Genomic DNA, 25,547 nt, shown 5'->3' on the forward strand with positions numbered 1-25,547 from the left:
GACCGGACGACCTCGCGACGACCCGGACGATCGGCGATCAGCACAGGTCGTAGCGCGGGATGGTGCCGAGCAGGTGGGTCAGGTCGGTGCCGGGCGCGAGGTCCCGCGCCGGGGCGCGGCGGGTGAACAGCCGGGCCGCGTCGGCGCCGCCCAGCTCGGCGCGGCGACCGCGGACCCGCAGCCAGGCTCCTTCCCGCAGGGCGAGCACCGGGACGTCGTTGTGCTCCAGGAACTCGGCGAGGCGCTCGTCGCGCGTCTCGCCGCGGTGCGTGCTCGCCGGGTCCGGCGGCAGGTAGTGCGGGTTGATCTGGAACGGCACCAGGCCGAGCGCGGCGAACGAGGCCGGTTGCACGATCGGCATGTCGTTGCTGGTGCGCAGGCTCGGGCAGGCCAGGTTGGTGCCCGCGCTGGAACCCAGGTACGGCACGCCCGCCAGCACGGCGCGGCGCAGCGCGCGGACCAGGCCCTGCCGCTGCAAGGTCGCGAGCAGCCGGAACGTGTTGCCCCCACCCAGGAACACGGCTTCCGCCGACGCGATGGCGCGCACCGGATCGGTGGCGCGGTGCAGGCCGTCGACCTTGATCCCGGCGGAGCTGAGCACCGAGTGCGCGATGCGCGCGTAGTCGTCGAAGTCGCGGCGGGCGTAGGGGATGAACAGCATCCGCTCCCGGCCGGCCATCAGCTCCGCGATCGCGGGCAGTGCGTGCCCGAGGAAGCCCGGTGACCCGTGCACCCGTGAGCTCGACAGCAGGAGCAGCTGCACCACGGCATTCCCTCCCCGCACCCGTGAACCGGAGCGAACCCTACCGCCGCCGCTGGAACCGGTGGGGCGGGACGGGCAGGATGACCGGCATGGCCGGAGACGAGGACGTGACGATCATCGGCGGCGGCATCGTGGGCCTGGCCACGGCGCGGGCGCTGGTCCGCGGGGGCGCGGCCGGGCGGATCGTGGTGCTGGAGAAGGAGCCGGCCGTGGGCGCGCACCAGAGCGGCCACAACTCCGGCGTGCTCCACAGTGGACTGTACTACCCGCCGGGCAGCGCGAAGGCGCGGTTCGCCCGCACGGGAGCGGAAGCGATGCACCGGTTCTGCGCCGAGCACGGGGTTCCGGTGCGGCGCACCGGCAAGCTCGTCGTGGCCACCCGGCCGGAGCAGCTGCCGCGGCAGGCCGAGCTCGCCCGCCGCGGCACCGCCAACGGCGTTCGCCTGTCCGAAGTGGACGGTTCGGCGATCGCCGAGCGGGAACCGCAGGTGCGCGGGCTGCGCGCGCTGCTGGTGCCGGACGCGGGGATCACCGACTTCGGCGCCGTCTGCGCGGCGCTGGCCGCGGACCTCGCCGCCGACGGCGTCGAGGTCCGGGCCGGCTGCGAGCTGCGCTCGGTGCGCCGCGACGGCGACCGGCTCGTGCTGGGCACCAAGACCGGCGAGGTGCGCACCCGGTTCGCGGTGAATTGCGCCGGGCTGCACAGCGACACCGTGGCGGAGCTCGCGGGCACCCGGCCGGCCGCGCGGATCCTGCCGTTCCGCGGCGAGTACTACGAGGCCGCGCCGGGGCGCCGCGACCTGGTGCGCGCGCTGGTCTACCCGGTGCCGGACCCGGCGTTCCCGTTCCTCGGCGTGCACTTCACGCGGATGGCCGACGGCGGGCTGCACGTGGGGCCGAACGCGGTTCCGGCGCTGGCCCGCGAGGGCTACGACTGGCGGACCTGGTCGGCACCGCACCTGCGGCGGCTGCTGCGCGATCCGGCGTTGCGGGCGCTGGCGAAGCGCTACTGGCGGACCGGTGCGGCGGAGATCGCGCGCTCGGCGGTGAAACCGCTGTTCGTGCGGGCCGCGCGGGAGCTGCTGCCGGGGTTGCGCGGGACGGACCTGGTGCCCGCGCCCGCGGGGGTGCGGGCGCAGGCGGTCCGCCCGGACGGCACCCTCGTCGACGACTTCCTGGTGCACGAGGACGACCGCTGGGTGCACGTGCTCAACGCGCCCTCCCCCGCGGCGACCGCGTCGCTGCGCATCGGCGAGGACATCGCGGACCGGGTCGGCGCCAAGCTCGCCTAGGCCCGGCCCGCCGGACGCGTGCGGATCAGTAGTAGCCGCGGTCCCGGTAGTCGCGGTACTCGCGGTACTCGCGCTCCCGGTTCTCCGCGGCGTTGATGCTGATCCGGCGCACCACGCCGTGCAGCACGCTGCTGACGATCGTCACGACCAGCGCGCCCCAGAACGCGGCCCAGAACCCGTCCACGTGGAACGGCATGTTCAGCGCGCCCGCCACGTACCCGGCGAGCCAGAACAGCAGCGCGTTCACCACCAGTCCGAACAGCCCGAGCGTGACCAGGTACAGCAGGCAGCCGAACGTCTTCGCGATCGGCTTCAGCACCGCGTTGATCACGCCGACCACGACCGCGACCACCAGCAGGGTGACGATCTTCGTTCCGGCGTCCGTGCTCGCGTCGCCGAGCTCGATGCCGGGCAGCGCGGTCGTCGCCCACACGGCGACCGCGGTGATCAGGATGTGCAGCAGGACCGTCACGAAGTGGCCTCCCGAGTTCGCCGTGGAGCCTTGCACGCTACCGTTCCGGCCCCGCCCGGGAACCGCCCACCGCGAGACGCGGGGATGCACCTGTTCAGGCGAACATCTCGTCGGTCAACCGGCGGATCGCCTCGGCGCGGGTGCACTGCCCGGCCCGCTCGTAGGCCTCGACGAAGCGGAAGACGAGCCCTTCGCGCAGCCCCCACGGGCACAGGTCGATCTCGTCGACGCCGAGGGCGCGCAGCAGCGAATCAGCGGTGATCGCGCCGGCGAGGATGCGCCGCGCCCTGCTGCGGGAGACGCCGGGGAGCTTGGCGCGCTCGGCCTGGCCGAGTTCGGCGAGCTGCGGGATCCACCGGGTCAGGTTCGTGCGCGCCAGGGTGTCCGGGTGCCGCACCAGCCGCTTCGACGAGCTCGCGGCGAGCACCGCCAGCTGCCGCAGCACCTTCGACTGGCCGACGGGCTGGCCGAGCCTGCGCCCGCGGAACGGGGCCAGCTCGACCGGGGCGACCGCTTCGACGGCCGCGTACAGGGCGGCGACCTGCTCCGGCGGCGGCGGGTCGGCGGGCAGGTGTTCGCGGGTGAGCCGGGCGGCACCCAGCGGCATCGACACCACTTCGTCCGGGTAGGGACCGGATCCGGTGGCGACCTCGGCGGTGCCGCCACCGATGTCGATGGTGGTCAGCGGGGTGTCCTCGCGGCCGTGCCAGCGTCGGGCCGCGTGGTAGCAGAGCGCGGCTTCGGCGTGCGGGGTCATCGAGCCGATGCGGGTGCCCGCGGCGTCGGCGAGGCGGGCGCGCAGCTCGGTGCCGTTGGTGGCGTCGCGCACCGCGGCGGTGCCGAACGCGACGAGCGGTCCGCGCAGGTCGGTGCCGACGGCGCGCACGCAGCCCGCGACGGCGCGAGCGGCCTGCTCGATGCCCTCCTCGGTCACCGAGCCGTCGGCGAGGGTGTTCTCGCCGAGGCGGGTGCGCTCCTTGTGGCTCCAGGAGGCGCGGGGCAGCCTGCCGCGGTCGAGGTCGACCAGTTCCAGCCGCGCCGCGGTGGAACCGATGTCGAGGAGTCCGAGCTTCATACCACCCTCACGTGTAGTCCGGACGGGCCTTCGAGGCGTAGGACGTACCTCCAGGAGCAGCAGCGCAGAACCATCGGCATGGCCGAATCATGCCGTATGCACAGGTTTTGTTCATCGCCCGTTCGGACTTTCTTGATCCGTAATTGATGTCACTGGTACATGAGCACTTCCGATGTCACACCAGGTGGTGTTACAAAGGAGTCACCCCTGACCGCTACCAAGCGGTAACCTCGGGGCGACCAGGTGCTGCGGCTGGAACGCGAGGTGCGCCCACCCGGCAACGTCAGCGACGGAGAGGACCACCATGCGCATCGGGATGCCGCTGAACTACAGCGGAGGCTTCAAGGAGACCGTCGACGAACTGGCCACCTACGAGAAGGCCGGACTCGACATCGTCTACGTAGCCGAAGCCTACTCGTTCGACGCGGTCAGCCAGATGGGCTTCATCGCCGCCCGCACCGAACGGCTCCAGATCGCCTCCGGGATCCTGCAGATCTACACCCGCACGCCCACCCTCACCGCGATGACCGCGGCCGGGCTGGACTTCGTCTCGGACGGCCGGTTCACCCTGGGCATCGGCGCCTCCGGGCCGCAGGTCATCGAAGGCTTCCACGGCGTGCCCTACGACGCGCCGCTGGGCCGCACCCGCGAACTGGTCGACATCTGCCGCCAGGTGTGGCGCCGCGAACGCGTGCAGCACGACGGCAAGCACTACCAGATCCCGCTGCCCGAAGGCCAGGGCACCGGGCTGGGCAAGCCGCTGAAGCTCATCAACCACCCGGTGCGCCCGAACATCCCGATCATGGTCGCGGCGATCGGCCCGAAGAACGTCGCGATGGTCGCCGAGATCGCCGAGGCGTGGGAACCGATCTTCTACGTCCCCGAGAAGGCCCACGAGGTCTGGGGCGAATCGCTGGCCGCCGGCAAGGCCAAGCGCGACCCCGAGCTCGGCGAGCTCGACGTCGTCGGCCAGGCCCCGCTGGCCATCGGCGACGACGTGGACGCGCTCGTCGACTCGATGCGCCCGATGCTCGCCCTCTACATCGGCGGCATGGGCGCCAAGGGCAAGAACTTCTACAACGACCTCGCCCGCCGCTACGGCTACGAGGCCGAGGCCGAGGAGATCCAGGACCTCTACCTGGACGGCAAGAAGGACGAGGCCGCGGCGAAGGTGCCGGACGAGCTGGTCGCCGCCAGCACCCTCATCGGCTCCGAGGGCCACGTGCGGGAACGCCTCGCCGCGTTCAAGGAGTCCGGCGTGACCACGATGAACGTGACGCCGCTCGCCGGGTCCTTCGAGGAGCGCACCAAGCTGATCGAGCAGATCCGCGGCATCGCCGACGACCTCTGATCCGCCCCGCGGGCCGGGGCGCCCCCCCCCCCCCCCCCCCCCCCCCCCCCCCCCCCCCCCCCCCCCCCCCCCGGCCCGGTCAGCCGTTGAGCACCCGCACCGGCGCCCCGTCCAGGAAGGCGCGCACGTCGGCCACCGTCTCGGCGTAGAACGTCCGGTAGGTGCCCTCGGTCACGTAGCCGACGTGCGGGGTGAGCACGGTGCGCGGCGTGGTCCGCCACGGGTCGCCTGCGGGCAGCGGCTCGGTCCCGTAGACGTCGAGGCCCGCCCCGGCGAGCCGTCCCGCGTGCAGCGCCTCGCGCAGCGCCACCTCGTCCACGATCGGCCCGCGCGAGGTGTTCACCAGGTACGCGGTGGGCCGCATCAGCGCCAGCTCCGCCGCGCCGACCAGCCCGCGGGTGCGCTCGCTGAGCACCGTGTGCACGGTGAGCACGTCGGAGCCGCGGAACAGCTCCTCCTTCTCCACCCGGCGCGCCCCGGCCTCCGCGGCGGCCTCCGCGGTGAGGTTCCGGCTCCAGGCGATGACGTCCATGCCGAACGCGGCACCGACCTTCGCGACCTGGCTGCCGAGCCTGCCCAGCCCGAGCACGCCCAGCGTGCGCCCGGCCAGCTCGAACCCGACGCCGCGCTGCCAGCCGCCGTCCCGGATCGCGCGGTCCTGCTCCGGGATCTGCCGGGTGACCGCGATGATCAGACCCCAGGTGAGCTCCGCCGTCGGTCCCCACGCCCGGTCCGGCGCGGCACCGCTGCCCGTCCCGCACACGGTGATGCCGAGCTCAGTGGCCGCGTCCAGGTCGATCGACGCGTTCCGCATGCCGGTGGTGACCAGCAGCTTCAGCTGCGGCAGCGCGGCCAGCACCTCCCGCGGGAACGGGGTCCGCTCCCGCATCGCGGCGATCACGTCGAACGGGGCGAGCCGCCGCAGCAGCTCCGCGCGGTCGGCGGGGGTGTCGTGGAAGAACTCGACCTGCGCGGGCAGCGAGTCCCAGTCCGCGTAGTCCCGCGCGACCTCCTGGTAGTCATCGAGCACCGCGATGCGCATGCACTCCTCCTTCGACGGCGTCCGGCGCGATCGTAGTGCGGCCGCCCGGCGGGGTGATCGACCCGCGGGGCGGGGCGCGCGACCTGACAACGCGCGGTGCGGACAGGCAGACTGCCGACGTGACTCGATCCAGACTGCTGCACCTGCTGCCGTTGAGCGCGTTCCACGCGGCCGCGGACCACATCGGCTCCCCCTCGCTGGAGACCGACGGGTTCGTGCACTGCTCGCCGGACATGGCCACGGCGCTGGCGGTCGCCAACGCGCTGTACGCGGACGCGGACGAGCAGCTGGTGGCGCTGGAACTCGATCCGCGGCGGCTGTCCGCTCCGGTGCGCTGGGAGGCGGCGGCACCGCACCCGCCGGCCGGGGTCGCCGCCGACGTGCTGTTCCCGCACGTCTACGGCTCGCTGGAGCGCTCGGCGGTGATCGGCCTGCACTACGCGCGGCGCGACGTGCGCGGCCGGTTCGCGGCGCTGGAGACGCGCAGCCGCACCGCGGAGGAGCTGAACCTGCTGCCGCACCCGGAGGGCGGCTGGTTCCGGCGGACCTGGACCAGCGACGTCGAGGTGACGCCCGACGAGCGGGGCACCCGGCCGACCGCGACGGCGATCTACTACCTGCTCTCCGCCGGGCACACCTCGGAGTGGCACCGGATCGGTTCGGCCGAGCTGTGGCTGTGGCACCGGGGCGGCCCGCTGACGCTGGTGCTGGGCGGGGACGGCGACGCGCCCGCCGAGCAGCCGCGCAACCACGTGCTGGGCGCGGGTGCCGGGCAGGACCCTCAGGTCCTGGTGCCCGCCGGGACGTGGCAGCGGGCGGTGGCCTCGGCGACGGTGGAGTCGCTGGCGACCTGCGTCGTCTCGCCCGGGTTCGACTTCGCGGACTTCAGCACGCCCGGCTGAGGCTCGGCGGCGGCCTGCGCGGGCACCCGCTGCTCCGGTTCGGGCCGCAGCACGGCGACCCGTTCGGGCGTGGTCTCGGCGGGCTCCGGTTCGACGCCGAGCCGGCGGTCGGGCACCGGACGCGGTCGTCCCCCGAGCAGGCGTTCCTCGAACCAGCACAGGGCGATCAGCGATCCGATGATCGTTCCGATGGCCACCGAAGCCACCAGCGCGAAGACCGCCAACGTGTTCAGCACCGACCTCACCCCCGAGAGAAACGCGTGCACGGCACCGGGTTCCCGTCCGGCGCGCGCCGGCGACGAGGACCTCGCCGGAATTCACCGTAGGGCGGGGCCCCGAACGGTGCCGGACGCCGGACCGGGTGCCCTCCGATCGAGGGAATTCAGTGCCGGGGAGGTGTCGGGCGCGCCCCTGTCCCGAGCGATCAGACGAACGTGGCGAACGCCCTTGATCAGGCAATTCGACCATAGGCGGCGCTACTATCGGGTGAAGGTGCGCGCCCCGCGGTGCCGCGGCGACCCGTAGTCACCGCTTCCACCCGAAGTCGTGATCGTTGCGCGGTTCGGGACAACGGGAACCGGGTGGCGCGCGTGCGCACAGTGGTCGCCACGATCGGACAGCAACGCGTCGGGAGGTAACGGTGAAGGGCTACGCGGTGCACCTGCTCTTCCACGCGCTCGCCGTGCTCTGCGGCGCGGCGCTGGGGATCGCCGGCACGTTGTGGTGGGTCGGCGGCGCCCCGCCGGTGCTGTGGGCGGCGCTGGCCGCGCTGGTGCTCGGCGTCGTGGTGCTGGTGGTGCAGGGCCGCCAGCTCGCCGCCGAGCCCCGCCCGGCCCGCCGCCCCGCGCCGGAACCCCGGCCGCGGCAGGGCACCCGGCCGGAGCTGGCGGCGACGGCCGTTCGCGACCCCGACGACCGCTGGCGCGGCTGACCCGGCACCGTTCCGCACGAGGTGCCGGCCCGACCGACCGCGGAGCCGGCGGGCCGCCCACCCGCGCGGTGGATCAGCGCAGCGGGGCGCGGGCCCAGCCGACGGCGGTCTTCACCCCGTCCACGTTCTCCACCCAGACCTCGCTCTCCAGATGCCGCTGCCCCTCGTGCTCGATGGCGCCCAGCACCGCGCCGCGGGCGGTGACCTCCTCGTCCACGTAGAACGGGTGCACGAACTTCACCGCCAGGTGCCCGCCGTCGATCCACGCGCCGCCGTGGAACGCGGTGAGCATCTCGGAGAGGTAGCCGACCTGCTGCATCGCCTGGGCGACGGTGCGGTCCATCCCGGAGCGCCGCGCGCCCGCCGCATCGGTGTGGATGTTGGAGAACCCGCGGCCGCCCCAGGAGAAGACGTACATCTGCTCCTGCGAGATCTTCTTGCGCACCGGCCGGATCGGGGTCCGCTCGTCGAGGTCCCCGCTCGCCGCGGCGGCCGGGGCGACGTCGAGGAGCTCGCCGGTGACCAGCCGGGACGGGGCCGGCGCGGTGCTGCCGCCCACCACGTCGGCGGCGTGCACCCGCATGATCTCGGTGCCGCGGTGGCGCAGCAGCAGCCTGCCGTCGGCGCCTCGGGCTTCGGCCTCCATCACGACGTAGCCGTTGCCGCGCCGCACCTCGGTGTGCACGTACCGGCCGCTGAGGGTGACGGTCTCGCCGATCACGACCGGCGAGTGCAGCGAGAGCTCCTCGTGGGTGTGCAGCCCGCGCGCCGTGTTGCCGTCGTAGGCGGCGTAGAACAGGAACAGCAGCTCGTTGGACAGCACCGCGGGACTGGCCGCCGGTCGCCCGTCCGCGGCGGTGAGCCGCCCGGCTCCGTCGTCGTCCTGGGCGAAGGCGTAGTTGCGCACCATCCGCTCGTCGACGACCACGTCGAACGGGCCGAACACCTCCGGGACCTCGATGTTCTCGAAGATCGCTTCCTTGGTTCCGGTCCACCACCGGTTCATGGCCAGCTCCTCTGGGCGTGGGGCATCGCCGTCCCGCGGCGGGCGGGACGTGGCGACGGGGTGCGCGGCTCGTGCCGCGAGGGGTCAGGTGTCGAGCCGGACGACGAACGGGAATTCCGGCCGAGTCCAGCTCCGGGCGTGCTCGACGGCGCGCCCGGTGTCGTCGTGCGTGGTCCGGTGCGCCTCCACCAGCGGGGCGCGCACGGCCACCTCCAGCAGGCCGGCGAGCTCCTTCGTCGCGGCGCAGGCGGTGATCTCCTGCTCGGCCCAGCTGACCGCGACGCCGCAGCGCTCGGCGAGGGTGCGGTACAGCGAGCCCGCGACCAGCTCGGCGCGGGCGAGCCCGGGGGCGGCGGCGACCGGCACCCAGGACTCCTGCACGGCCGCGGGCGTTCCGTCGACGGTGCGGAGCCGGACGAGCCGGACCGCTTCCGCCGCATCGTCGAGGTCGAGGACCTCGGCGATCTCGCCGGGCGGGACGAGCACGGCGCGGCGGATCTCGGTGGTGACCACGTCCTCGGTGACCTCGTCGCCGAAGGGAACCAGCCGGTTCAACCGCCGGGACCGGGCGCGCCGCGGGGCCACGAAGCTGCCCGCGCCGCGCCTGCGCACCACCAGCCGTTCCCGCACCAGCGCGTCGAAGGCCTGCCGGACCGTCATGCGGCTGACGCCGTAGCGCTCGGCGAGTTCCTTCTCGCTCGGCAGCCGGCTCTCGGGGGCGAGCGCGCCGGTGTTGATCCGGTCGAGCAGGTCGTCTCGGATGACCTCGTACATCGGGCGCGTGGCCACGGCGGGGAACTCCTCGGGGTGGTGTGATCGGCTCTCAGGGTATCCGCCCGGTGCGGACGCTCAGGTCCGCCGCGGGGCGGTTTCGGGGGCTTCGGCGCGCGCCCAGCCGACGGTGCTGAGCTTGCCGTCGGCGCGGCGCACCCACACTTCGACGTCGATCGCGAGGCGCCCGGGGCCCGCTTCCTGCACGGCCGTGACGGCACCGCCCACCTCCAGGGGTTCGAAGACCTCGACGGGGTTGATGAACTTGACCCGCAGCCATCCACCGGTGAACAGGTCGGCGCCGAAGAAGCGGGTGAGCATCCCGGTGATCAGCCCGCACTGCTGCTGTCCCTGCACGATGGGGATGCGCAGCCCTGCCTCCCTGGCCACGGCCAGGTCGCTGTGGGTGTTGCGGACGTACTCGCCGCAGCGGGAGAACACCGACGCCTGCTCCTGCGTGATCGTGACGTGCAGCGGCGGCAGCGGCGCCCCGGGCCGCACGGTCGGCGTTCCGGCGACCGCGGTGGGGGCGTCCGGGTCGAAGGTGCCGTCGACGGTCCCGGCCGTGCCGCCACCACCGGTCCGGTTGCGGCCTGCGACGTCACCGGGCCGGGTGCGCAGTATCTCGACGCCGCGGTGCCGCAGGATGCCGCGTCCGTCGGCGGCGGTGGCGCTCGCCTCCATCACCACGTAGTCCTGGCCGCGCCGGGTGTAGGAGTCCACGTAGGACCCGGCCAGCACCACCTCCTCGTCGAGGTGCGCGGGCCCGTCGAACCACAGCTGCTCCTCGGTGTGCAGCCCGACGGTGCGGCTCGCCCGGTAGGCGGTGGTGAACAGCTGCACGAGGTCGTTGGACAGCAGCCCCGCGTGCGCGATGCGGCCGCCGAACGGGCTCGGGCCGAAGTGCCACGGGTGGTGGTCGTCCTGGGTGAACGCGTACCGCTTGATCTTGTGGTCGTCGACGAGGACGGTGACGGGCCCGAAGTGCTCGGGGATGCTCAGGTTCTCGAAGACCGGTTCCTTGAGCCCGGCCTCGTGGTCCACGCCGTGGGCGACCGCGCGCGGATCGGTCAGATCTCGCCAGGTCATGCGGTTCTCGCTTCCTGTCGGGGGTCAGATCACGCCGTCGGCGCGCAGCGCGGCGAGCTCGTCGGCGTCCAGGCCGAGCAGCCGCGGGTAGACCTCGGCGTTGTCCTCGCCGGGCAGCGGCGGTGCTTTGCGGACCGAGCCGGGCGTGCCGCCGAGCTTGAGGGCGAGCCCGGGCAGCACGAGGGTGCCGAGCTCGGGGTGCTCCACCTCGATCATCATGTCCCTGGCCCGCACCTGCGCCGAGTCGGTCGCCTCGGCGACGCTGTTGACCGGGGAATACGGCACGCCCGCCGCGGCGAGCAGCTCCCCGATCCGCTCCGAGGTGTGCCGCCGGGTGAAGCCGCGCACCACGTCGTCCAGCGCTTCGACGTGCACCAACCGGGCTTCCTGGTCGGCGAACCGCGGGTCGCCGGTCAGCTCGGGCATCCCCATCGCGGCGGCGAGCCGCGGGAACAGCGCGTCGGTGCCCGCGTGCAGGTACAGGTACCCGTCGGCGGTGGGATAGGCGTTGGCGGGCACCGTGATGTGGTCCCGGTTGCCGGTGCGCCCGACCTCCTCGCCGAGCATCCGCCAAGCCGCGGGCAGCGTGCCCATGCAGGAGAACAGCGCGTCCAGGCAGGAGATGTCGACGTGCTGGCCGTCTCCGGTGCGGGCACGGGCGGCGAGCGCCATCATCGCGCCCATCACGCCGTGGAAGGCGGCGATGTGGTCGGCGACGAACGCCCCGGCCATCGTGGGCGGGCCGTCGGGCGTGCCGGTCATGCTCATCAGCCCGGAGGCGGCCTGCGCGATCGCGTCGAACAGGGCGCGGTCCCGGTTGGGGCCGGTCTGGCCGAACCCGGAGATCGACACGAGGACGGCACGCGGGTCGAGCTCGTGGATCCGCTCCCAGCCGAGGCCCATCTTCGCGAGCGTTCCGGGCCGGAAGTTCTCCACCACGACGTCGCTGCCGCGCACGAGTTCTTCCAGCACTCCCAGCGCTTTCGGGTGCCGGGTGTCGAGGGTGATGCCGTGCTTGCTGCGGTTGTAGTTGAGCGTGTAGAGGCTGTGCCCGCGGTGGTGCGGCACGTTGCGCCGCGAGTCCTCGCCGCCGGGCCGCTCGACCTTGATGACCTCGGCGCCCATGTCGCCGAGGATCTGGCAGCACAGCGGTCCGGCGATGAACCGGGACAGGTCGAGCACCCGCAGCCCGTCCAGCGGTGGCGCGGTCATCGCACTCCTCCCCCGTCGACGGCGGGTGCGGCGGCGGGTGCGTCGGTGCCACCGGTGCCGTCGATGTCGAGCCTGCTGGTCTCCGGCGCCAGCCACGCGCACACCAGTCCGATGAGGACGAATCCACCGGTGATCGCGGCGACCGGCCACGGATCGCCGCCGGTGGCCAGCAGCAGCGCGGTGGAGGCGGCGGGCCACAGCCCGATCAGGATGCCGGGCAGCTGCGCGGCCAGCGAGATGCCGGTGTAGCGGACCTTGGTGCCGAACAGCTCCGCGAAGAACGCCGGTTCCACGCCGTACATCGGCCCGACCGAGAGCACGTAGAAACCCACGTAGACCACGAACATCAGCGCTACCGACCCGGTGTCGAGCGCCCAGAAGAACGGGAACACCAGCACCAGCCCGGCGACCGCGCCGAACGCGAACACGGCGCGCCTGCCCCAGCGGTCGGAGGCGAGCCCGGAGGCGCCGTAGCCGAACAGCGCGAGCACCGCGGCGACCGTCCCGGCCAGCAGCACGTCGGTCTCGGGCAGGTCGGTGTAGCTCGTGGCGTAGGCCAGCCCGATGGTGAGGATGAGGTAGCCGGCGAAGACCTCGCCGAGCCGCATCCCCATCGCCAGCAGCAGCGGCCGCCGGAAGTGCCGCAGCACCTGGCCCAGCGGCGGCTTCTCCGCCGCGTCGGCGTCGGCGTCGAGGCTGCGCTGCGCGGCCTGGAAAGCGGGCGTCTCGGTGAGCTTGAGCCGGATGACCATGCCCAGCGCGATCAGCACCCCGCTGAGCAGGAACGGCACCCGCCAGCCCCAGGACATCAGCTGCGGTTCGGGCAGCGTGGACACCCAGGCGAAGACGCCGGTGCTCAGCACGAGTCCGACGGCGTTGCCGATCTGCGGGAAGGTGCCGTAGAGGCCGCGCTTGCCCGGGGGCGCGAACTCGACGGCGACCAGCGAGGCCCCGCCCCACTCGCCGCCGACGCCGAGCCCCTGCACCAGGCGGCACAGCACCAGCAGCACCGGTGCCCAGATCCCGATGACCGCGGCGGTGGGCAGCAGCCCGATGAGGAACGTCGCCGTCCCCATCATCAGCAGCGTGGTGACCAGTGCGGCCTTCCGGCCGATCTTGTCGCCGAGGTGCCCGAACACGATGCCGCCGACGGGGCGGGCGAAGAAGCCGACGCCGAACACCGCGAACGCGGACAGGGTGCCGACGACCGGGTCGTCGCCGGGGAAGAACAGCGTGCCGAACACCAGCGCGGAGGCGGTGCCGAAGATGAAGTAGTCGTACCACTCCACGGCGGTCCCGACGAGGCTGGCGAACGCCGCGCGCCGCGCCAGCCGCCGCCGGTCGGGGGCGTGCTCCGGTGGGGAGGTGGGTGGTGGGCCACTGACCATGTGCTGACTCCGTTGTCGCTGTGGTTCAGGTGTCGTCGGCCGGTCCGGTCGCGGCAGGTGCGCGCGTCCGGCGCCTGCGCCGCGGAGCGCGCCGGGATCTCCGCTGGTCGTGCGCGGGGTGCTCGACGATGCCCGGTCATCGCACCGAACAAAAGACTAGACAACTAGCCGTTTCGAGCTACAGTAAAGCCCGGCGCACCGCCCCGGTCAAGGGGCGACCCGCCCGGCGCGAGCCGGCCGAGGAGGAACCCCGCGCACCCCCTGGAGATCCGGACACCGGCCGGGGCGGAGCCGGGACGCGAACCCGCCGCGCGCCACCGGCGGACCTGCCCAACGCGAAGTGAGGATGCACGGATGTCGGACAAGCCCACCGGCGGTCAGCTCGTCGTGACGATGCTCGAATCGCTCGGGATCACCCACGTCTTCGGCGTGGTCGGCGGCCAGACCCTCGCGATCACCGACGCGCTCATCGACACCCCGTCGATCGAGTTCGTGCACACCCGGCACGAAGGCGCCGCCGCGGTCATGGCCGACGCGCACGGCCGCCGCACCGGGCGGCCCGCGGTCGCCATCGCCACCACCGGCCCGGGTGCCACGAACCTGCTCACCGGGGTCGGCGGGGCGTTCCGCGACTCCAGCCCGGCGATCATCATCACCTGCAACAACAACGGCGAGAACATCCACAAGGACGACGCGCAGAACGCCGATCACGTGCAGATCTTCGGGCCGTTCACCAAGTTCTCCCGCCTCGTCGCGCACGGCTCCTCGATCAAGCAGGCGATGGAGGAGGCCTACGTCAACGCCATGACCGGCAATCCCGGGCCGGTGCACCTCGACTTCGCCCGGGACACCATCGAGCAGGTGCTCGCCGACGCGCCCGAGGTGCCCGCGGTGCACCCGGCGCGTTCCTGGGTCGAGGACCGGCCGGTCGCCTCCCCCGCCCGCATCGCCGAGATCGCCGAACGGGTGCTCGCCGCGGAACGCCCGGTGATCTGGCTCGGCAACGGCGGCAACCGGTCCCGCGGGGGCGCCGAGGTGCTGGCGCTGGCCGAGGCGCTCGGCATCCCCGTCGTCACCACCTTCAACGGGATCGGCGCCGTGCCCACCACGCACCCGCTGGTGTTCGGCGCGCTGTCCCGGATGGGCACCAACCTGAGCTCCCGGGTCGTCGCGGAATCGGACCTGGTGCTGGCGCTGGGGAACAGCCTCAACGCGGTCTCCACCGGCCGGTGGCGGCTGCGGCTGCCGCAGGTCGTCCAGGTGGACGTGGACCCGGCGATGATCGGGCGCTACTACGCGGAGAGCACCACCGGCGTCGTCGGCGATCTCGCCGCGTTCAGCCGCGACCTGCGCACCGCCACCGCCGACCGCGCCGAGCAGGCCCGCGCCGGACGCGTCGGCTGGCTCGACGAGCTGCAGGGCGCCGAACGCGAGTGGTGGGCGCGCTCGGAATCCCGCGCACCGGTCACCGCCGGCACCATCGCGCCCGCCGCCGCGGTCCGCGCGCTGCGCGAGGTCGCTCCCGCCGAAACGGTGCTGATCCCGGACGCGGGCAACCCCGGCGTGTGGTCGTTCCTGTGGGAGATGGACCTGCCGCACCGCTACCTCAAGCCCGTCGGCTTCGGGAACATGGGCTTCGCGCTGCCCGCGGCCATCGCCTGCGCCGCCGCCGACCCGGAATCCCCGGTGCTGGCGCTGATCGGCGACGGTTCGCTGGGCATGAGCCTCGGCGAGCTGGAGACGCTGGCCCGCACCGGCGGCCCGGTCGTGCTGGTCGTCCTCAACGACTCCAGCTACGGCAACATCCGACAGGAGCAGGAGCTGCACTTCGACGGCCGCACCACCGGCGTCGACTTCGGCGACGTGGACTTCGCCCGGGTCGCCGCCGGGATGGGCGTCGCCGCCGCGCGCGTCACCGAGGTCGACGAGCTCCTGACCACCGCGAAGGACGCGTTCGCCACCGGCCGCCCGTTCCTGATCGACGTGGTGCTGGACCGCGCGGCCAACGCCTGGACCTATCCCGCGTTCACCCCGCACCGCCCGCAGAGCTGAGCCGATCGGACTTCGCGCTCGCTCCGCGCGGCGGAACCGCCGCGCGCACCGCGGCGCACCATGGGAACGCCGGGCGACGCGGCCCGGCGGCACGAGGAGGAGGGCGACGATGCCATCCGGATCACCCGGCCCGCTCGACGGGCTGAAGGTCCTGGACCTGTCCCGGTTCATCGCGGGACCGATCTGCGCGCAGATCCTGGCGGACTTCGGCGCGGAGGTCGTCAAGGTCGAACGCCCCGGCGGTGAGGACGCGCGCCACCACGAGCCCTACTACGAGGGCGAGAGCGTCTACACGATGCTCTACAACCGCAACAAGCACGGCGCCACCCTCGACACCCGCCACCCCGAGGCGCTCGCCGTGCTCGAAGACCTGGTGCGCTGGGCCGACGTGGTGGTGGAGAACTACCGGCCCGGCACGGTCGAGCGGATGGGCCTCGGCTACGAGCGGATGGTGGAGCTCAAACCGGACGTCGTGCTGGTGTCGATCTCCGGCTACGGCCAGACCGGGCCGCTGTCCCAGCGGGCGCTGTTCGACGCGATCTCGCAGGCCTCCTCCGGGCTGATGTCCATCACCGGGGAGGCCGACGGGAAACCGACGCTGACCGGCACCTACATCGCCGACTACGTCACCGGCTACCAGGCGGCGATCGGCGCGTTCGCCGCGATCGCGCACCGCAAGGCCACCGGGGAGGGCCAACGAGTCGACGTGGCCTCGCTGGACTCGATGTTCGCGACGCTGGGCACCCGGTTGATCGCGCACCTGATGCTGGACCTGGACATGCCGCGCAGCGGATCGCGCGACCTGCTCACCGCACCGGTCAACGTGTATCCGGCGCTCGACGGAGACGTGTACGTGCAGGCGGGCACCAACGGCCTGTTCCCGAAGCTGTGCCGCGCCATCGGCCGGGAGGACCTGCTGGAGGTGCCCGAGTACCGCACCGTCGCGGGCCGGATGGCCGATCAGGAACCGCTGGAGCGGGCCGTCGCCGAGTGGGCGGCGCACCGCAGCTGCGCCGAGATCGGTGCGGTGCTCGGCGACGCGGGCATTCCCTGCGCCAAGGTGGCGACCGTCCCCGAGGTCGCCGCCTCCCCGCAGATCGCCGCCCGCGACATGGTCGTGGACGTCGAACACCCGGAGCTGGGACGGCTCCGGCTGCCCGGCAACCCGGTGAAGATGGACAAGAGCCCGCCCACCACCCGCAAGGCACCGCCGACTGTCGGCGAGGACAACGACTACGTCTACCGGGAACTGCTCGGTCGCAGCGCCGAGGAGCTGGCGCGGCTGCGGGACGGCGGTGCGGTGTGAGCGGGCGCCGATGAACCGGGGTGCGCGCTGCGTCGTCGCCGTCGACGTGGGCACCTCCGCGATCCGCGCGGCCGCGGTCGACGCGGAGGGGGCGATCCGCGGCCGCGCTCGGGTGGAGCGGCCGGCGGGGAGCGGTGAGCGGTTCGACGCGGAGCGCTTGTGCACCGACGTGGCCTCGGCGCTCGCCGCCCTCCCCCGCTCGCCGGTCTCGGCGCTGGTGGTCTCCGCCCACCTGGGCGTGGTCGCGGTGGACGAGCGGCTGCGGCCGGTGGACGAGGCGGGCGGCTGGTCGGATCCGCGCGGGCTCGACGAGCTGCGCGCGGTCGACCCGGGGCTGCGGGACGCGCTGCTGCGGGCGGCGCGGCGCCCGGCGATCACCGGTGGCGCGCTGGCCCGCGCGCTCGCGCTGCGCCGCGATCCGGCGGTGGCCTCCCGGGTGCGCCACCTGCTGAGTCCGAAGGACTTCCTCGTGGCCCGGTTGACGGGCCGGGTCGGCACGGACCCGGTGCACGCCGCGTACACGCTGCTCGCCGACGTGCCGCGCCGGACGTGGAACGTGCCCGCGGTGGAGGCGCTGGGCATCGACCCGCGCTGGCTGCCGGAGCAGGTCCGGGCGGCCGACGTCCTCGGCGAGGTGCACCGGGAGGCCGCAGCGCGCTGCGCGCTGCCCGCGGGGACCCCGGTGCTGGCAGGCGGGCCGGACGGGTCGATCGGCATCGGCTTGCTGCTCGGGTCGCACGTCGGGGGCATCGCCGACGTCGCGGGCACCACCGATGTCGTGGGGCGGCTGCTCGACGACACCTCGGCTCCACCGTCGGCGCTGCTCAACCCGGCGCTGCTCGGGGATCGCTGGGTGGCCGGGGGCGCCACCGGCATGACGGGCGGTGCGGTCGCCGGGTGGCGCGAGCTGGTCGGGCCGGTGGCGGACGAGGACGTGGCCGCGGTGCCGCCCGGCGCCGACGGGCTGCGGATGCTGCCCGCGACCACCGGCAGCCGGTTCCCGCGCTGGCGGCCCGAGGAACGTGGCGCGCTGCTCGGTCAGGAACCGGCGCACTCGGCGGCGCACCTGGTGCGCGCGGCCCAGGAAGGCGCCGCGTTCGCGGTGCGCGAGGGCGTGGACCTGCTCGACCCGCCGGAGTCCGGGCGGCTGCCGGTGCTGCTGGCCGGTGGCCTCACCCGCTCACCGGTGGCGACGCGGCTGCGCGCGGACGTGCTGGGGCGGCCGGTGCTGGTGTGCGCCGAACCGGACGTGACGCTGCTCGGGGCCGCGGCGGTGGGCCTGGTCGGCACGGGCGCGACCGCCGACCTGGACGAAGCGCGGTCGCTGCTGGGCTGCGAGCTGCGGCGGGTCGAGCCCGATCCGGTGCGGGCGCGCCGGTACGAGGAGCTGTTCGCCGGGTGGCTCGCCGACCGGGAGGGCACACCGAGCTAGCCGACGCGGCCCGCTCACCCGGTCGGCACCGGCTCGGCGGTGAGGGCCCGCGCGGTCTGCCGCGCGATCTCCAGGTCCTCGCGGGATTCGACGACGACGCTGCGCACCCGGGCACCCGCCTCGCCGATGTCGGCGTCCGCGTCGGCCGCCGCGTTGCGCTCCGGGTCCACCGCCACCCCGAGGAAGCCGAGCCGGTCCGCGACCTCGGCGCGCAGCCGCGGCTGGTGCTCCCCCACGCCGCCGGTGAACACCAGCAGGTCCAGCCCGCCCATCGCCGCGACCATGGCGCCCGCGTGCCGCACCAGCGAGTGCACGTACACGTCGTAGGCGAGTTCGGCGTCCTGGTCGCAGTCGGCGCTCGCGGTCAGCACGTCCCGCAGGTCGCCGGACCCACCGGCGAGCCCGGCCAGCCCGGACCGCGTCCGCAGCGCGGTGCACAGCTCGTCCACCCCGACCTTCCCGCTGGTCAGCAACCACTCCAGCAGTCCCGGATCGACCGAACCGCTGCGGGTCGCCATCACCAGTCCCTCGTCCGGGGTGAAGCCCATGGTGGTGTCGACGCAGCGCCCGTCGCGCACCGCCGCCAGCGACGCGCCCGCGCCGAGGTGGCAGCTGAGCACCCGCCCGCCGGTGAGCCCGGCCAGTTCGGCGCCGCGCCGGGACGCGTAGCCGTGGGAGAGGCCGTGGAAGCCGTACCGGCGCAGCCCCCACCGCTCGTTCCACTCCTTCGGCAGCGCGTAGGTGCGGGCCGCCTCCGGCAGCGTGGTGTGGAACGCGGTGTCCACGCACGCCACCGCCGGGGTGCCGGGCGCGCACTCGGCGGCGGCGCGGATCGCGTCGAGCGCGCGCGCCTGGTGCAGCGGCGCGAGCTCGGTGAGCTCGGACAGGTAGCGCAGCAGCGCCTCGTCGAGCACCGCGGGCCCCTGCAGCTTCGGGCCGCCGTGCACCACGCGGTGCCCGATGGCCTGCGCGCCGTGCTCGTGGAAGAAGTCCCGGACCGGGTCCGGCTCGCCCCGCCAGTGCTGCACGTCGTGCCCGGCGACCTGTTCGTCGTCGTGCAGCAGGCGCAGCTTGAGGCTGCTGGATCCGGCGTTGACCGTCAGCACCCGCATGATCAGCTCCACTTCCAGTCGCGGACTTCCGGCAGGTCCTCGCCGTGCGTGGTGACGTACCGCCGGTGTTCGACGAGCTTGCCGAGCAGTTCCTCCCGCGCGTGCGCCGCCCGGTACCCGAGTCCGGGGACGCGGTCGATGACCTCGATGGCGAGGTGGAACCGGTCGATCTCGTTGAGCACGCACATGTCGAACGGGGTCGTGGTGGTGCCCTCCTCCTGGTAGCCGCGCACATGCAGGTTCGCGTGGTTGTGCCGCCGGTAGGTCAACCGGTGGATCAGCCACGGGTAGCCGTGGTAGTCGAAGATCACCGGCTTGTCGGTGGTGAACAGCGCGTCGAACTCCACATCGGACAGCCCGTGCGGGTGTTCCCGCGCGTCCTGCAACCGCATCAGGTCCACCACGTTGACCACCCGCATCCGCAGCTCGGGGAACCGGCGGCGCAGCAGGTCCACGGCGGCGAGGGTCTCCATCGTCGGCACGTCCCCGGCGCAGGCCAGCACCACGTCCGGTTCGCCGTCGCGGTCGGTGCTCGCCCACTCCCAGATGCCGATCCCCTTGGTGCAGTGCACTTCCGCGTCGTCCACGCCGAGGTACTGCGGGGCGGGCTGCTTGCCTGCGACGACGACGTTGATGTAGTCCCGGCTGCGCAGGCAGTGGTCGGCGACCGACAGCAGCGTGTTGGCGTCCGGGGGCAGGTAGACCCGCACGATCTCGGCCTTCTTGTTCACCACGTGGTCGATGAACCCGGGGTCCTGGTGCGAGAAGCCGTTGTGGTCCTGGCGCCACACGTGCGAGGTGAGCAGGTAGTTCAGCGAGGCGATCGGCTGCCGCCACGCCAGCCCGGTGCTCACCTTCAGCCACTTCGCGTGCTGGTTAAGCATCGAGTCCACCAGGTGCGCGAACGCCTCGTAGCAGGAGAACAACCCGTGCCTGCCGGTGAGCAGGTAGCCCTCCAGCCAGCCCTGGCAGGTGTGCTCGGACAGCACCTCCATCACCCGCCCGTCCGGGGCGAGCGAGTCGTCGCCCGGGTCGGGCTCCCCCATCCACGCGCGGGAGGTCGCCGCCAGCACGGCGCCGAGCCGGTTCGAGTTGTTCTCGTCCGGGGAGAACAGCCGGAAGTTCGCGGCGAGCCGGTTGCGGGTCAGCACGTCCCGCAGGAACTCGCCGAGCACCCGGGTCGCCTCCCCGCTGGTGGCGCCCGGTTCGGGCACCGGTACGCCGTGCTCGCGGAAGTCCGGCAGCCGCAGCCCGCGCAGCAGCAGGCCGCCGTTGGCGTGCGGGTTGGCGCTCATCCGCCGCGTGCCGCTCGGGTTGAGCCGCCGGATCTCCTCGACCGGCGCGCCGTCGGCGGTGAACAGCTCCTCCGGCCGGTAGCTGCGCAGCCAGTCCTCCAGCTGCCGCAGGTGGTCCGGGTCGCCGCGCGGGTCGGAGAGCGGGATCTGGTGCGCCCGCCAGGTGCCTTCGACCTGCTGCCCGTCCACCACATCGGGCCCGGTCCAGCCCTTCGGGGTGCGCAGCACGATCATCGGCCAGCGCGGGCGCTCCACCACGCCCTCGTGCCGGGCGCGGTAGCGGATGCGGTCGATCTCGTCGAGGCAGCCGTCGAGGGCCGCGGCGAAGGACCGGTGCATCACCGCCGGATCGGACCCGGACACCACGCGCGGTTCGTAGCCGTAGCCGCGCAGCAGCTCCAGCAGCTCGTGCTCGGGGATGCGGGCCAGCACCGCCGGGTTCGCGATCTTGTAGCCGTTGAGGTGCAGCAGCGGCAGCACCGCGCCGTCCCGCGCCGGGTCGAGGAACTTGTTGGAGTGCCAACCGGCCGCGAGCGGCCCCGTCTCCGCCTCCCCGTCGCCGACCACGCAGGCCACCGTCAGATCCGGGTTGTCGAACGCGGCGCCGTAGGCGTGCGCCAGCGAGTAGCCGAGTTCGCCGCCTTCGTTGATCGACCCGGGCGTCTCCGGTGCGGCGTGGCTGGGAATGCCGCCGGGGAAGGAGAACTGGGTGACCAGCCGCTGCAACCCCGGCACGTCCTGCGCGACGTCCGGGTAGATCTCGCCGTAGGTGCCTTCCAGCCAGGTCGCGGCGACCACGCCCGGCCCGCCGTGCCCCGGGCCCGTCACGTAGATCATGTCCAGGTCGCGGCGGCGGATGGCGCGGTTGAGGTGCGCGTACAGGAAGGTCAGTCCGGGCGTGGTGCCCCAGTGGCCGAGCAGTCGCGGCTTGACGTGCTCGGGTCGCAGCGGTTCCCGCAGCAGCGGGTTGCCCATCAGGTAGATCTGCGCCGCGGACAGGTAGTTCGCGGCCCGCCACCACTGGTCGACGCGCTGGAGTTCGCGCGCGTCGAGGTCGGCGGGTGCGTCGGCGGTCAGGGTGGCCATCCGGAACCTCCGGGGAACGCCGTGCGGGATCGCTTCACCCCGCAGCGTTCCCAGCCCGCCGCCGCCGCCGCAATCCCCGCTCTCGCCGGAGATCGATCAGGACTGTCGGGCCGCGGTCCGGTCAGAGGTGCACGACTCGGCCTTCGGCGGCGGAGCGGCGGGCCGCTTCGATGATCTCCAGCCCGGTGATGGCGTCGGCCGGGTCCACCGGCGGTGCCGAACCGTCGCGCAGCGCGGTGACCAGCAGGTCGTAGAACTCCGGGTAGGCGCCCGGTTCGGTCGGCACCCGCCGCGACTCCTCGACGGTGCCGAGCTCGCCCCACAGCGACTCCGCTTCGACACCCCAGTCCGCGCCGGGCAGCGCCCCGCTCTTCAGCGCCGCCTCCTGCGGGTCGAGCCCGTACTTGGTGTAGCCGGCGCGGTCACCGAGCACCCGCAGCCGCGGGCCGTGCTGGGCGCTGAACTTGCCGACCCACAGGTGCGAGCGGACGCCGCCGGTGTGGGTCAGCGCGAGGAAGGTGTCGTCGTCCACCGCGCTGCCGGGGCGGCGCGCGTCCACTTCGGCGTAGACGCTCGCGACCGGGCCGAACAGGGCCAGCGCCTGGTCGATGAGGTGGCTGCCCAGGTCGTAGAGCACGCCGCCCGCCTCCTCGGGCCCGCCGGATTCGCGCCAGCCGGTCTTCGGCGTCGGCACCCAGCGCTCGAACCGGGACTCGAAGCGGTGCACCGCGCCGAGCTCCCCGGCGTCGATCAGCCTGGCGAGGGTGCGGAAGTCGTTGTCCCACCGGCGGTTCTGGAACACGGTCAGCAGCAGGTCACGGCGCCGCGCCTCGGCGACGAGCTCCCGCGCCGCCGCCGCGGTGGGTGCGAACGGCTTGTCCACCACCACGGGCAGCCCGGCGCGCAGCACCTCGGTGGTGTGCTCGACGTGCAGCCGGTTCGGGCTGGCCACCACCACGAGGTCGAGCCCACCGCGGTCGAGCAGCGCGGGCACGCCGTCGACGACGGCGCTCGTGCGGTGCGCGGCGTCGAGCGCGGCGCGCCGCTGCGGGTTCCGGGTGACCACAGCGGACAGTTCGAGCCCCGGGTTCGCCGCGATCAGCGGCGCGTGGAACACCGCCCCGGCGATGCCGTACCCGACCAACCCCACCCGCAGCGCAGCACTCATCCCCCCATTACACCCCGCGGCAGCGGTGACGCGGCGCCCGGGCCGGACACCCCCGCCATTCGGAGCAGAGGACAGGCCGGATTTCAGACGGGGGCTTCTGGGCCGTTCACTTGGCCTGGGGAGACCAACCCGGTCTCATAAGCGGTGATCACCAGCTGGGTCCGCGAGCTCAGGTGCAGCTTCTGCATCACGTGGTACAGGTGCGATTTCACCGTCAGCTCGGCCAGCCCGAGGTTCCGCGCGATGTCGGCGTTCGAGCCGCCGCGCGCGACCTCCAGCAGCACGTCCAGCTCGCGGTTGGTGAGCCCGCTGAGCTCGGTGGAGGCGTCCCGGACGCCGAGCGAGGCGAACCTGGTCAGCAGCCGCCGCGTCACGCGCGGCGCCAGCAGCGCCTCCCCGGCGGCGACGGTGTGCACCGCGCGCACCAGTTCTTCCGGTGGGGCGTCCTTGAGCAGGAAGCCGCTGGCCCCGGCGCGCAGCGCCGCGTACACGTACTCGTCGAGGTCGTGCACGGTGAGCATGATGACCGAGGTCCCGCCCTCGGTGGCGGTCATGATCTCGCGGGCCGCGCTGATGCCGTCCATCCCGGGCATCCGCACGTCCATCAGCACCACGTCGGGGCGCCGCCTGCGCACGGCGGCCACCGCGGCGGCACCGTCCTCGGCTTCGGCGAGAACTCGCAGGTCGGGCTCGGCGGACAGCAGCGCCACCAGTCCCGCGCGGATCATCGCCTGGTCGTCGGCGACGAGCACCGTCGTCTCCGCGGGGTGCTCCACCACGGACCTCCTCGGTTCGGGCCGCCGCGCACCGGCCGGAACCGGCTTCAAATACGGGTCAGGCAAGGTCCGAATTTTCCGGGCACGGTAGCACGGCCGCCAAGTGGAACCCGTTCGAAACCGGGTGCGCGGTGAACGTCCCGCCCAGCAGCGCGACGCGTTCCCGCAGGCCGATGAGCCCGCGGCCCGATCCACCGCCGCGCACCGGGGACAGTCCGGGCACCTTCTCGGCGAGTCCGCGCGCGAAGCTGTCCGGCCCGGTGGCGTGGTTGGTGACCTCCAGGCGCAGCGCGCCGCTGCCGTAGTCCAGCAGGACCCGGGCGTAGCCGCTGCCCGCGTGCTTGAGCACGTTCGTCACGGCTTCCTGCACGATGCGGTAGGCCGCCATCTCCACGCCGGGCCCGAGTTCGCGCACCTCGCCGCGGCGGTCCAGCCGCCACACGACACCGGTGCCGCGCACCGACTCCACCAGGTGGTCCACCCGGTGCAGGCCGGGTGCGGGATGCCGGCCGGGATCGTCGCCGGAAGCGGCGCCCTGCTCCGCGGGTTCTTCGCGCAACCTGCCGAGCAGGCCGCGGAGTTCGCCGAGCGCGGCCCGCGAGGTGTGCTCCAGTTCGCGCAGCGTCTGCTCCGCGTGCCCCGGATCCCGGTCCACGAGCGCCCGGGCGACGCCGGCCCGCAGCGCCACCACGGACAGGTTGTGCGAGACGATGTCGTGGAACTCGCGGGCGATGCGGGCCCGCTCCCCCGCGACCGCCTCGGCCGCGAGCTGGTCCCGCGCCTGGTCGAGCAGTTCCACGGTGTGCTCCAGCTGGGCGGCCCGCTGCCTGCCGAAGCGGACGGCGTAGGCGAGCCCGACGACCATGAACAGGTCGATGGACGCCATCACGGTGCTCACGAACGCGGACAACGGCGGGTCGTACCACGAGTACAGCACCGGCCAGAGCATCGCGAGCACGGTGGCCGTCACGGCCCCCACGGTCCCACTCCGCTGGCAGACCGAGTACACGCCCACCAGGATCGTGAAGTTCAGCGGGTTCTCCGGAACCCCCACCAGGGTCAACGTGGTCGCCGCGGCCAAGCCCGCCAGCAGCGACACCCACGGCCACCTGCGCCGCACCAGCAGCAGCGCGAAGGCGGGCACGGTGACCAGCATCATCGACCACCAGGGCCGCCCGGGCGGCCCTGGTGATTCGAGATGCAGGATCAGGGCGTGCATGACGGTGAACAGCACGACCATGGCGAGGTCGAGCAGGAACGCTCGTTTCACCAACGCATTCGGCACGCCCCGCAGTATGCGCACACCGAGTGCCCGAAATCAGTAGCCGCGGGCGACCCATTCATCGAACTGGGGCAAAACCTCGGCAATCGTCGTGCTCTCTCCGTGACCGGGGTGCACGGTGGTCACCTCGGGCAGCGTGAGCAACCGGTCCCGGATGGACTCGACGAGCACGCCGAAGTCCGAGTAGGACCGTCCGGTGGCGCCGGGCCCGCCCGCGAACAGGGTGTCGCCGGTGAACACGGTGCCCAGGTCCGCCGAGTACAGGCACACCGAGCCGGGCGCGTGCCCCGGGGTGTGCAGCACCTGCAGCCCGGTGCCCGCGACGCCGATGACCTGCCGGTCGGCGAGGGTGCGCTCGGGTTCCCGGTCCGGGTGGGTGAGCTGCCACAGCACCTGGTCGTCGGGGTGCAGGAAGATCGGGGCGCCGACCTCCGCCGCGAGCTCGGGCGCCTTGCGCACGTGGTCGTCGTGGGCGTGGGTGGCGAGGATCGCCAGCACGGTGCGTCCGTCGATCAGCTTCTTGATCGCGTCGACGTCGTGCGGCACGTCGATGACGACGCATTCCTGGTCGTCGCCGACGACCCACGCGTTGTTGTCCACCTGGTGGGTCTCGCCGTCGAGCGAGAAGGTGCCCGACGTCGTGGTGTGGTCGATGCGGGCGCTCATCAGAACACCACCACCGAACGGAGGACCTCTCCGTCGTGCATCTTGGTGAAGGCGGACTCGACCTGGTCCAACGAGATC

22 protein-coding genes are annotated in these 25,547 nt (G+C 73.2%); 7 read left to right on the plus strand and 15 right to left on the minus strand.

Annotated elements, in window-relative coordinates:
* Positions 1–37: 37 nt before the first annotated feature.
* Positions 38–766 carry a dipeptidase PepE gene (gene pepE, locus LCD31_RS04975; protein WP_308015823.1) on the minus strand — a complete coding sequence of 243 codons (729 nt, stop codon included), beginning with the start codon at positions 764–766 and terminating at the stop codon, positions 38–40.
* Positions 767–852: 86 nt separating this feature from the next.
* Between pepE and lhgO the strand changes: the two genes are divergently transcribed.
* Positions 853–2,055 (plus strand): L-2-hydroxyglutarate oxidase, encoded by a 1,203-nt coding sequence (gene lhgO, locus LCD31_RS04980; protein WP_224956255.1) that lies wholly within the window; start codon positions 853–855, stop codon positions 2,053–2,055.
* Between the two features lie 25 nt (positions 2,056–2,080).
* On the opposite strand, the gene LCD31_RS04985 is transcribed toward lhgO, so the two are convergent.
* Both LCD31_RS04985 and LCD31_RS04990 read right to left on the minus strand, forming a co-directional pair.
* Positions 2,081–2,527 carry a phage holin family protein gene (locus tag LCD31_RS04985; protein ID WP_224956256.1) on the minus strand — a complete coding sequence of 149 codons (447 nt, stop codon included), beginning with the start codon at positions 2,525–2,527 and terminating at the stop codon, positions 2,081–2,083.
* 94 nt (positions 2,528–2,621) lie between these two features.
* Positions 2,622–3,602, minus strand: coding sequence for a Ppx/GppA phosphatase family protein (locus LCD31_RS04990; RefSeq protein ID WP_224956257.1), 981 nt, complete (start codon positions 3,600–3,602; stop codon positions 2,622–2,624).
* A 304-nt stretch (positions 3,603–3,906) separates the two neighbouring features.
* Here LCD31_RS04990 and LCD31_RS04995 point away from each other — a divergent pair, with 304 nt between their 5' ends.
* Positions 3,907–4,953 (plus strand): LLM class F420-dependent oxidoreductase, encoded by a 1,047-nt coding sequence (locus LCD31_RS04995; RefSeq protein ID WP_224956258.1) that lies wholly within the window; start codon positions 3,907–3,909, stop codon positions 4,951–4,953.
* A 79-nt stretch (positions 4,954–5,032) separates the two neighbouring features.
* Here the strand turns inward: LCD31_RS04995 and LCD31_RS05000 are convergent, their stop codons facing one another.
* Positions 5,033–5,995 (minus strand): D-2-hydroxyacid dehydrogenase family protein, encoded by a 963-nt coding sequence (locus tag LCD31_RS05000; RefSeq protein WP_224956259.1) that lies wholly within the window; start codon positions 5,993–5,995, stop codon positions 5,033–5,035.
* Between the two features lie 119 nt (positions 5,996–6,114).
* On the opposite strand from LCD31_RS05000, the gene LCD31_RS05005 reads away from it, so the two are divergent.
* Positions 6,115–6,897, plus strand: a complete 783-nt coding sequence (locus LCD31_RS05005) for a cupin domain-containing protein (RefSeq protein WP_224956260.1) — start codon at positions 6,115–6,117, stop codon at positions 6,895–6,897.
* Between the two features lie 640 nt (positions 6,898–7,537).
* Positions 7,538–7,828, plus strand: coding sequence for a hypothetical protein (locus LCD31_RS05010; RefSeq protein ID WP_224956261.1), 291 nt, complete (start codon positions 7,538–7,540; stop codon positions 7,826–7,828).
* 73 nt (positions 7,829–7,901) lie between these two features.
* Here LCD31_RS05010 and LCD31_RS05015 read toward each other — a convergent pair whose 3' ends face one another.
* The 5 genes from LCD31_RS05015 to LCD31_RS05035 form a co-directional block, all read right to left on the minus strand.
* Entirely contained in the window at positions 7,902–8,834 is a 933-nt protein-coding gene (locus tag LCD31_RS05015) for a MaoC/PaaZ C-terminal domain-containing protein (RefSeq protein ID WP_224956262.1), read from the minus strand.
* An 84-nt stretch (positions 8,835–8,918) separates the two neighbouring features.
* Positions 8,919–9,623 (minus strand): GntR family transcriptional regulator, encoded by a 705-nt coding sequence (locus tag LCD31_RS05020; protein WP_224956263.1) that lies wholly within the window; start codon positions 9,621–9,623, stop codon positions 8,919–8,921.
* Positions 9,624–9,683: 60 nt separating this feature from the next.
* The gene (locus LCD31_RS05025) at positions 9,684–10,694 is read right to left on the minus strand and encodes a MaoC family dehydratase (RefSeq protein WP_224956264.1); all 1,011 of its coding nucleotides are present in this window, start codon (positions 10,692–10,694) and stop codon (positions 9,684–9,686) included.
* 24 nt (positions 10,695–10,718) lie between these two features.
* Positions 10,719–11,906: a CaiB/BaiF CoA-transferase family protein gene (locus tag LCD31_RS05030; protein ID WP_224956265.1), complete on the minus strand. Its 1,188-nt coding sequence runs from the start codon at positions 11,904–11,906 to the stop codon at positions 10,719–10,721.
* Positions 11,903–13,294, minus strand: a complete 1,392-nt coding sequence (locus LCD31_RS05035) for an MFS transporter (RefSeq protein ID WP_224956266.1) — start codon at positions 13,292–13,294, stop codon at positions 11,903–11,905. Before LCD31_RS05035 ends, LCD31_RS05030 begins: the two co-directional genes overlap by 4 nt.
* Before the next feature lie 354 nt (positions 13,295–13,648).
* Between LCD31_RS05035 and LCD31_RS05040 the strand changes: the two genes are divergently transcribed.
* The 3 genes from LCD31_RS05040 to LCD31_RS05050 all read left to right on the plus strand — a co-directional run bounded on the left by LCD31_RS05040 (position 13,649) and on the right by LCD31_RS05050 (position 18,084).
* A complete protein-coding gene (locus tag LCD31_RS05040) occupies positions 13,649–15,346 on the plus strand; it encodes a thiamine pyrophosphate-binding protein (protein ID WP_224956267.1) in 1,698 nt (565 codons plus the stop codon).
* 109 nt (positions 15,347–15,455) lie between these two features.
* Positions 15,456–16,652: a CaiB/BaiF CoA-transferase family protein gene (locus tag LCD31_RS05045; protein WP_224956268.1), complete on the plus strand. Its 1,197-nt coding sequence runs from the start codon at positions 15,456–15,458 to the stop codon at positions 16,650–16,652.
* Positions 16,653–16,662: 10 nt separating this feature from the next.
* Positions 16,663–18,084: an FGGY-family carbohydrate kinase gene (locus tag LCD31_RS05050; protein ID WP_224956269.1), complete on the plus strand. Its 1,422-nt coding sequence runs from the start codon at positions 16,663–16,665 to the stop codon at positions 18,082–18,084.
* 14 nt (positions 18,085–18,098) lie between these two features.
* Here LCD31_RS05050 and LCD31_RS05055 read toward each other — a convergent pair whose 3' ends face one another.
* From LCD31_RS05055 to LCD31_RS05080, 6 genes are all read right to left on the minus strand, one after another.
* Positions 18,099–19,196 carry an acetate/propionate family kinase gene (locus LCD31_RS05055; protein WP_224956270.1) on the minus strand — a complete coding sequence of 366 codons (1,098 nt, stop codon included), beginning with the start codon at positions 19,194–19,196 and terminating at the stop codon, positions 18,099–18,101.
* A gap of 2 nt (positions 19,197–19,198) precedes the next feature.
* The gene (locus tag LCD31_RS05060; protein WP_224956271.1) at positions 19,199–21,577 is read right to left on the minus strand and encodes a phosphoketolase; all 2,379 of its coding nucleotides are present in this window, start codon (positions 21,575–21,577) and stop codon (positions 19,199–19,201) included.
* Between the two features lie 121 nt (positions 21,578–21,698).
* Complete coding sequence (locus LCD31_RS05065) at positions 21,699–22,745, minus strand: Gfo/Idh/MocA family oxidoreductase (RefSeq protein WP_224956272.1); 1,047 nt, start codon at positions 22,743–22,745, stop codon at positions 21,699–21,701.
* A gap of 83 nt (positions 22,746–22,828) precedes the next feature.
* On the minus strand, positions 22,829–23,521 hold the full coding sequence (locus LCD31_RS05070) for a response regulator transcription factor (protein ID WP_224956273.1): 693 nt from the start codon (positions 23,519–23,521) through the stop codon (positions 22,829–22,831).
* A gap of 58 nt (positions 23,522–23,579) precedes the next feature.
* Entirely contained in the window at positions 23,580–24,806 is a 1,227-nt protein-coding gene (locus LCD31_RS05075; RefSeq protein WP_224956274.1) for a sensor histidine kinase, read from the minus strand.
* A gap of 33 nt (positions 24,807–24,839) precedes the next feature.
* Complete coding sequence (locus LCD31_RS05080) at positions 24,840–25,469, minus strand: MBL fold metallo-hydrolase (RefSeq protein WP_224956275.1); 630 nt, start codon at positions 25,467–25,469, stop codon at positions 24,840–24,842.
* Positions 25,470–25,547 lie beyond the last annotated feature (78 nt).

It is taken from the genome of Saccharopolyspora sp. 6M (assembly GCF_020176775.1).
Lineage (GTDB): Bacteria > Actinomycetota > Actinomycetes > Mycobacteriales > Pseudonocardiaceae > Saccharopolyspora_C > Saccharopolyspora_C gregorii.

Excerpts from the sequence above, each read along its gene's own strand:
- lhgO (WP_224956255.1), top strand. The coding sequence starts at position 853 with ATGGCCGGAGACGAGGACGTGACGATCATCGGCGGCGGCATCGTGGGC.
- LCD31_RS04990 (WP_224956257.1), bottom strand. The coding sequence starts at position 3,602 with ATGAAGCTCGGACTCCTCGACATCGGTTCCACCGCGGCGCGGCTGGAA.
- LCD31_RS04995 (WP_224956258.1), top strand. The coding sequence starts at position 3,907 with ATGCGCATCGGGATGCCGCTGAACTACAGCGGAGGCTTCAAGGAGACC.
- LCD31_RS05000 (WP_224956259.1), bottom strand. The coding sequence starts at position 5,995 with ATGCGCATCGCGGTGCTCGATGACTACCAGGAGGTCGCGCGGGACTAC.
- LCD31_RS05015 (WP_224956262.1), bottom strand. The coding sequence starts at position 8,834 with ATGAACCGGTGGTGGACCGGAACCAAGGAAGCGATCTTCGAGAACATC.
- LCD31_RS05025 (WP_224956264.1), bottom strand. The coding sequence starts at position 10,694 with ATGACCTGGCGAGATCTGACCGATCCGCGCGCGGTCGCCCACGGCGTG.
- LCD31_RS05030 (WP_224956265.1), bottom strand. The coding sequence starts at position 11,906 with ATGACCGCGCCACCGCTGGACGGGCTGCGGGTGCTCGACCTGTCCCGG.
- LCD31_RS05035 (WP_224956266.1), bottom strand. The coding sequence starts at position 13,294 with ATGGTCAGTGGCCCACCACCCACCTCCCCACCGGAGCACGCCCCCGAC.
- LCD31_RS05040 (WP_224956267.1), top strand. The coding sequence starts at position 13,649 with ATGTCGGACAAGCCCACCGGCGGTCAGCTCGTCGTGACGATGCTCGAA.
- LCD31_RS05045 (WP_224956268.1), top strand. The coding sequence starts at position 15,456 with ATGCCATCCGGATCACCCGGCCCGCTCGACGGGCTGAAGGTCCTGGAC.
- LCD31_RS05050 (WP_224956269.1), top strand. The coding sequence starts at position 16,663 with ATGAACCGGGGTGCGCGCTGCGTCGTCGCCGTCGACGTGGGCACCTCC.
- LCD31_RS05055 (WP_224956270.1), bottom strand. The coding sequence starts at position 19,196 with ATGCGGGTGCTGACGGTCAACGCCGGATCCAGCAGCCTCAAGCTGCGC.
- LCD31_RS05060 (WP_224956271.1), bottom strand. The coding sequence starts at position 21,577 with ATGGCCACCCTGACCGCCGACGCACCCGCCGACCTCGACGCGCGCGAA.
- LCD31_RS05065 (WP_224956272.1), bottom strand. The coding sequence starts at position 22,745 with ATGAGTGCTGCGCTGCGGGTGGGGTTGGTCGGGTACGGCATCGCCGGG.
- LCD31_RS05080 (WP_224956275.1), bottom strand. The coding sequence starts at position 25,469 with ATGAGCGCCCGCATCGACCACACCACGACGTCGGGCACCTTCTCGCTC.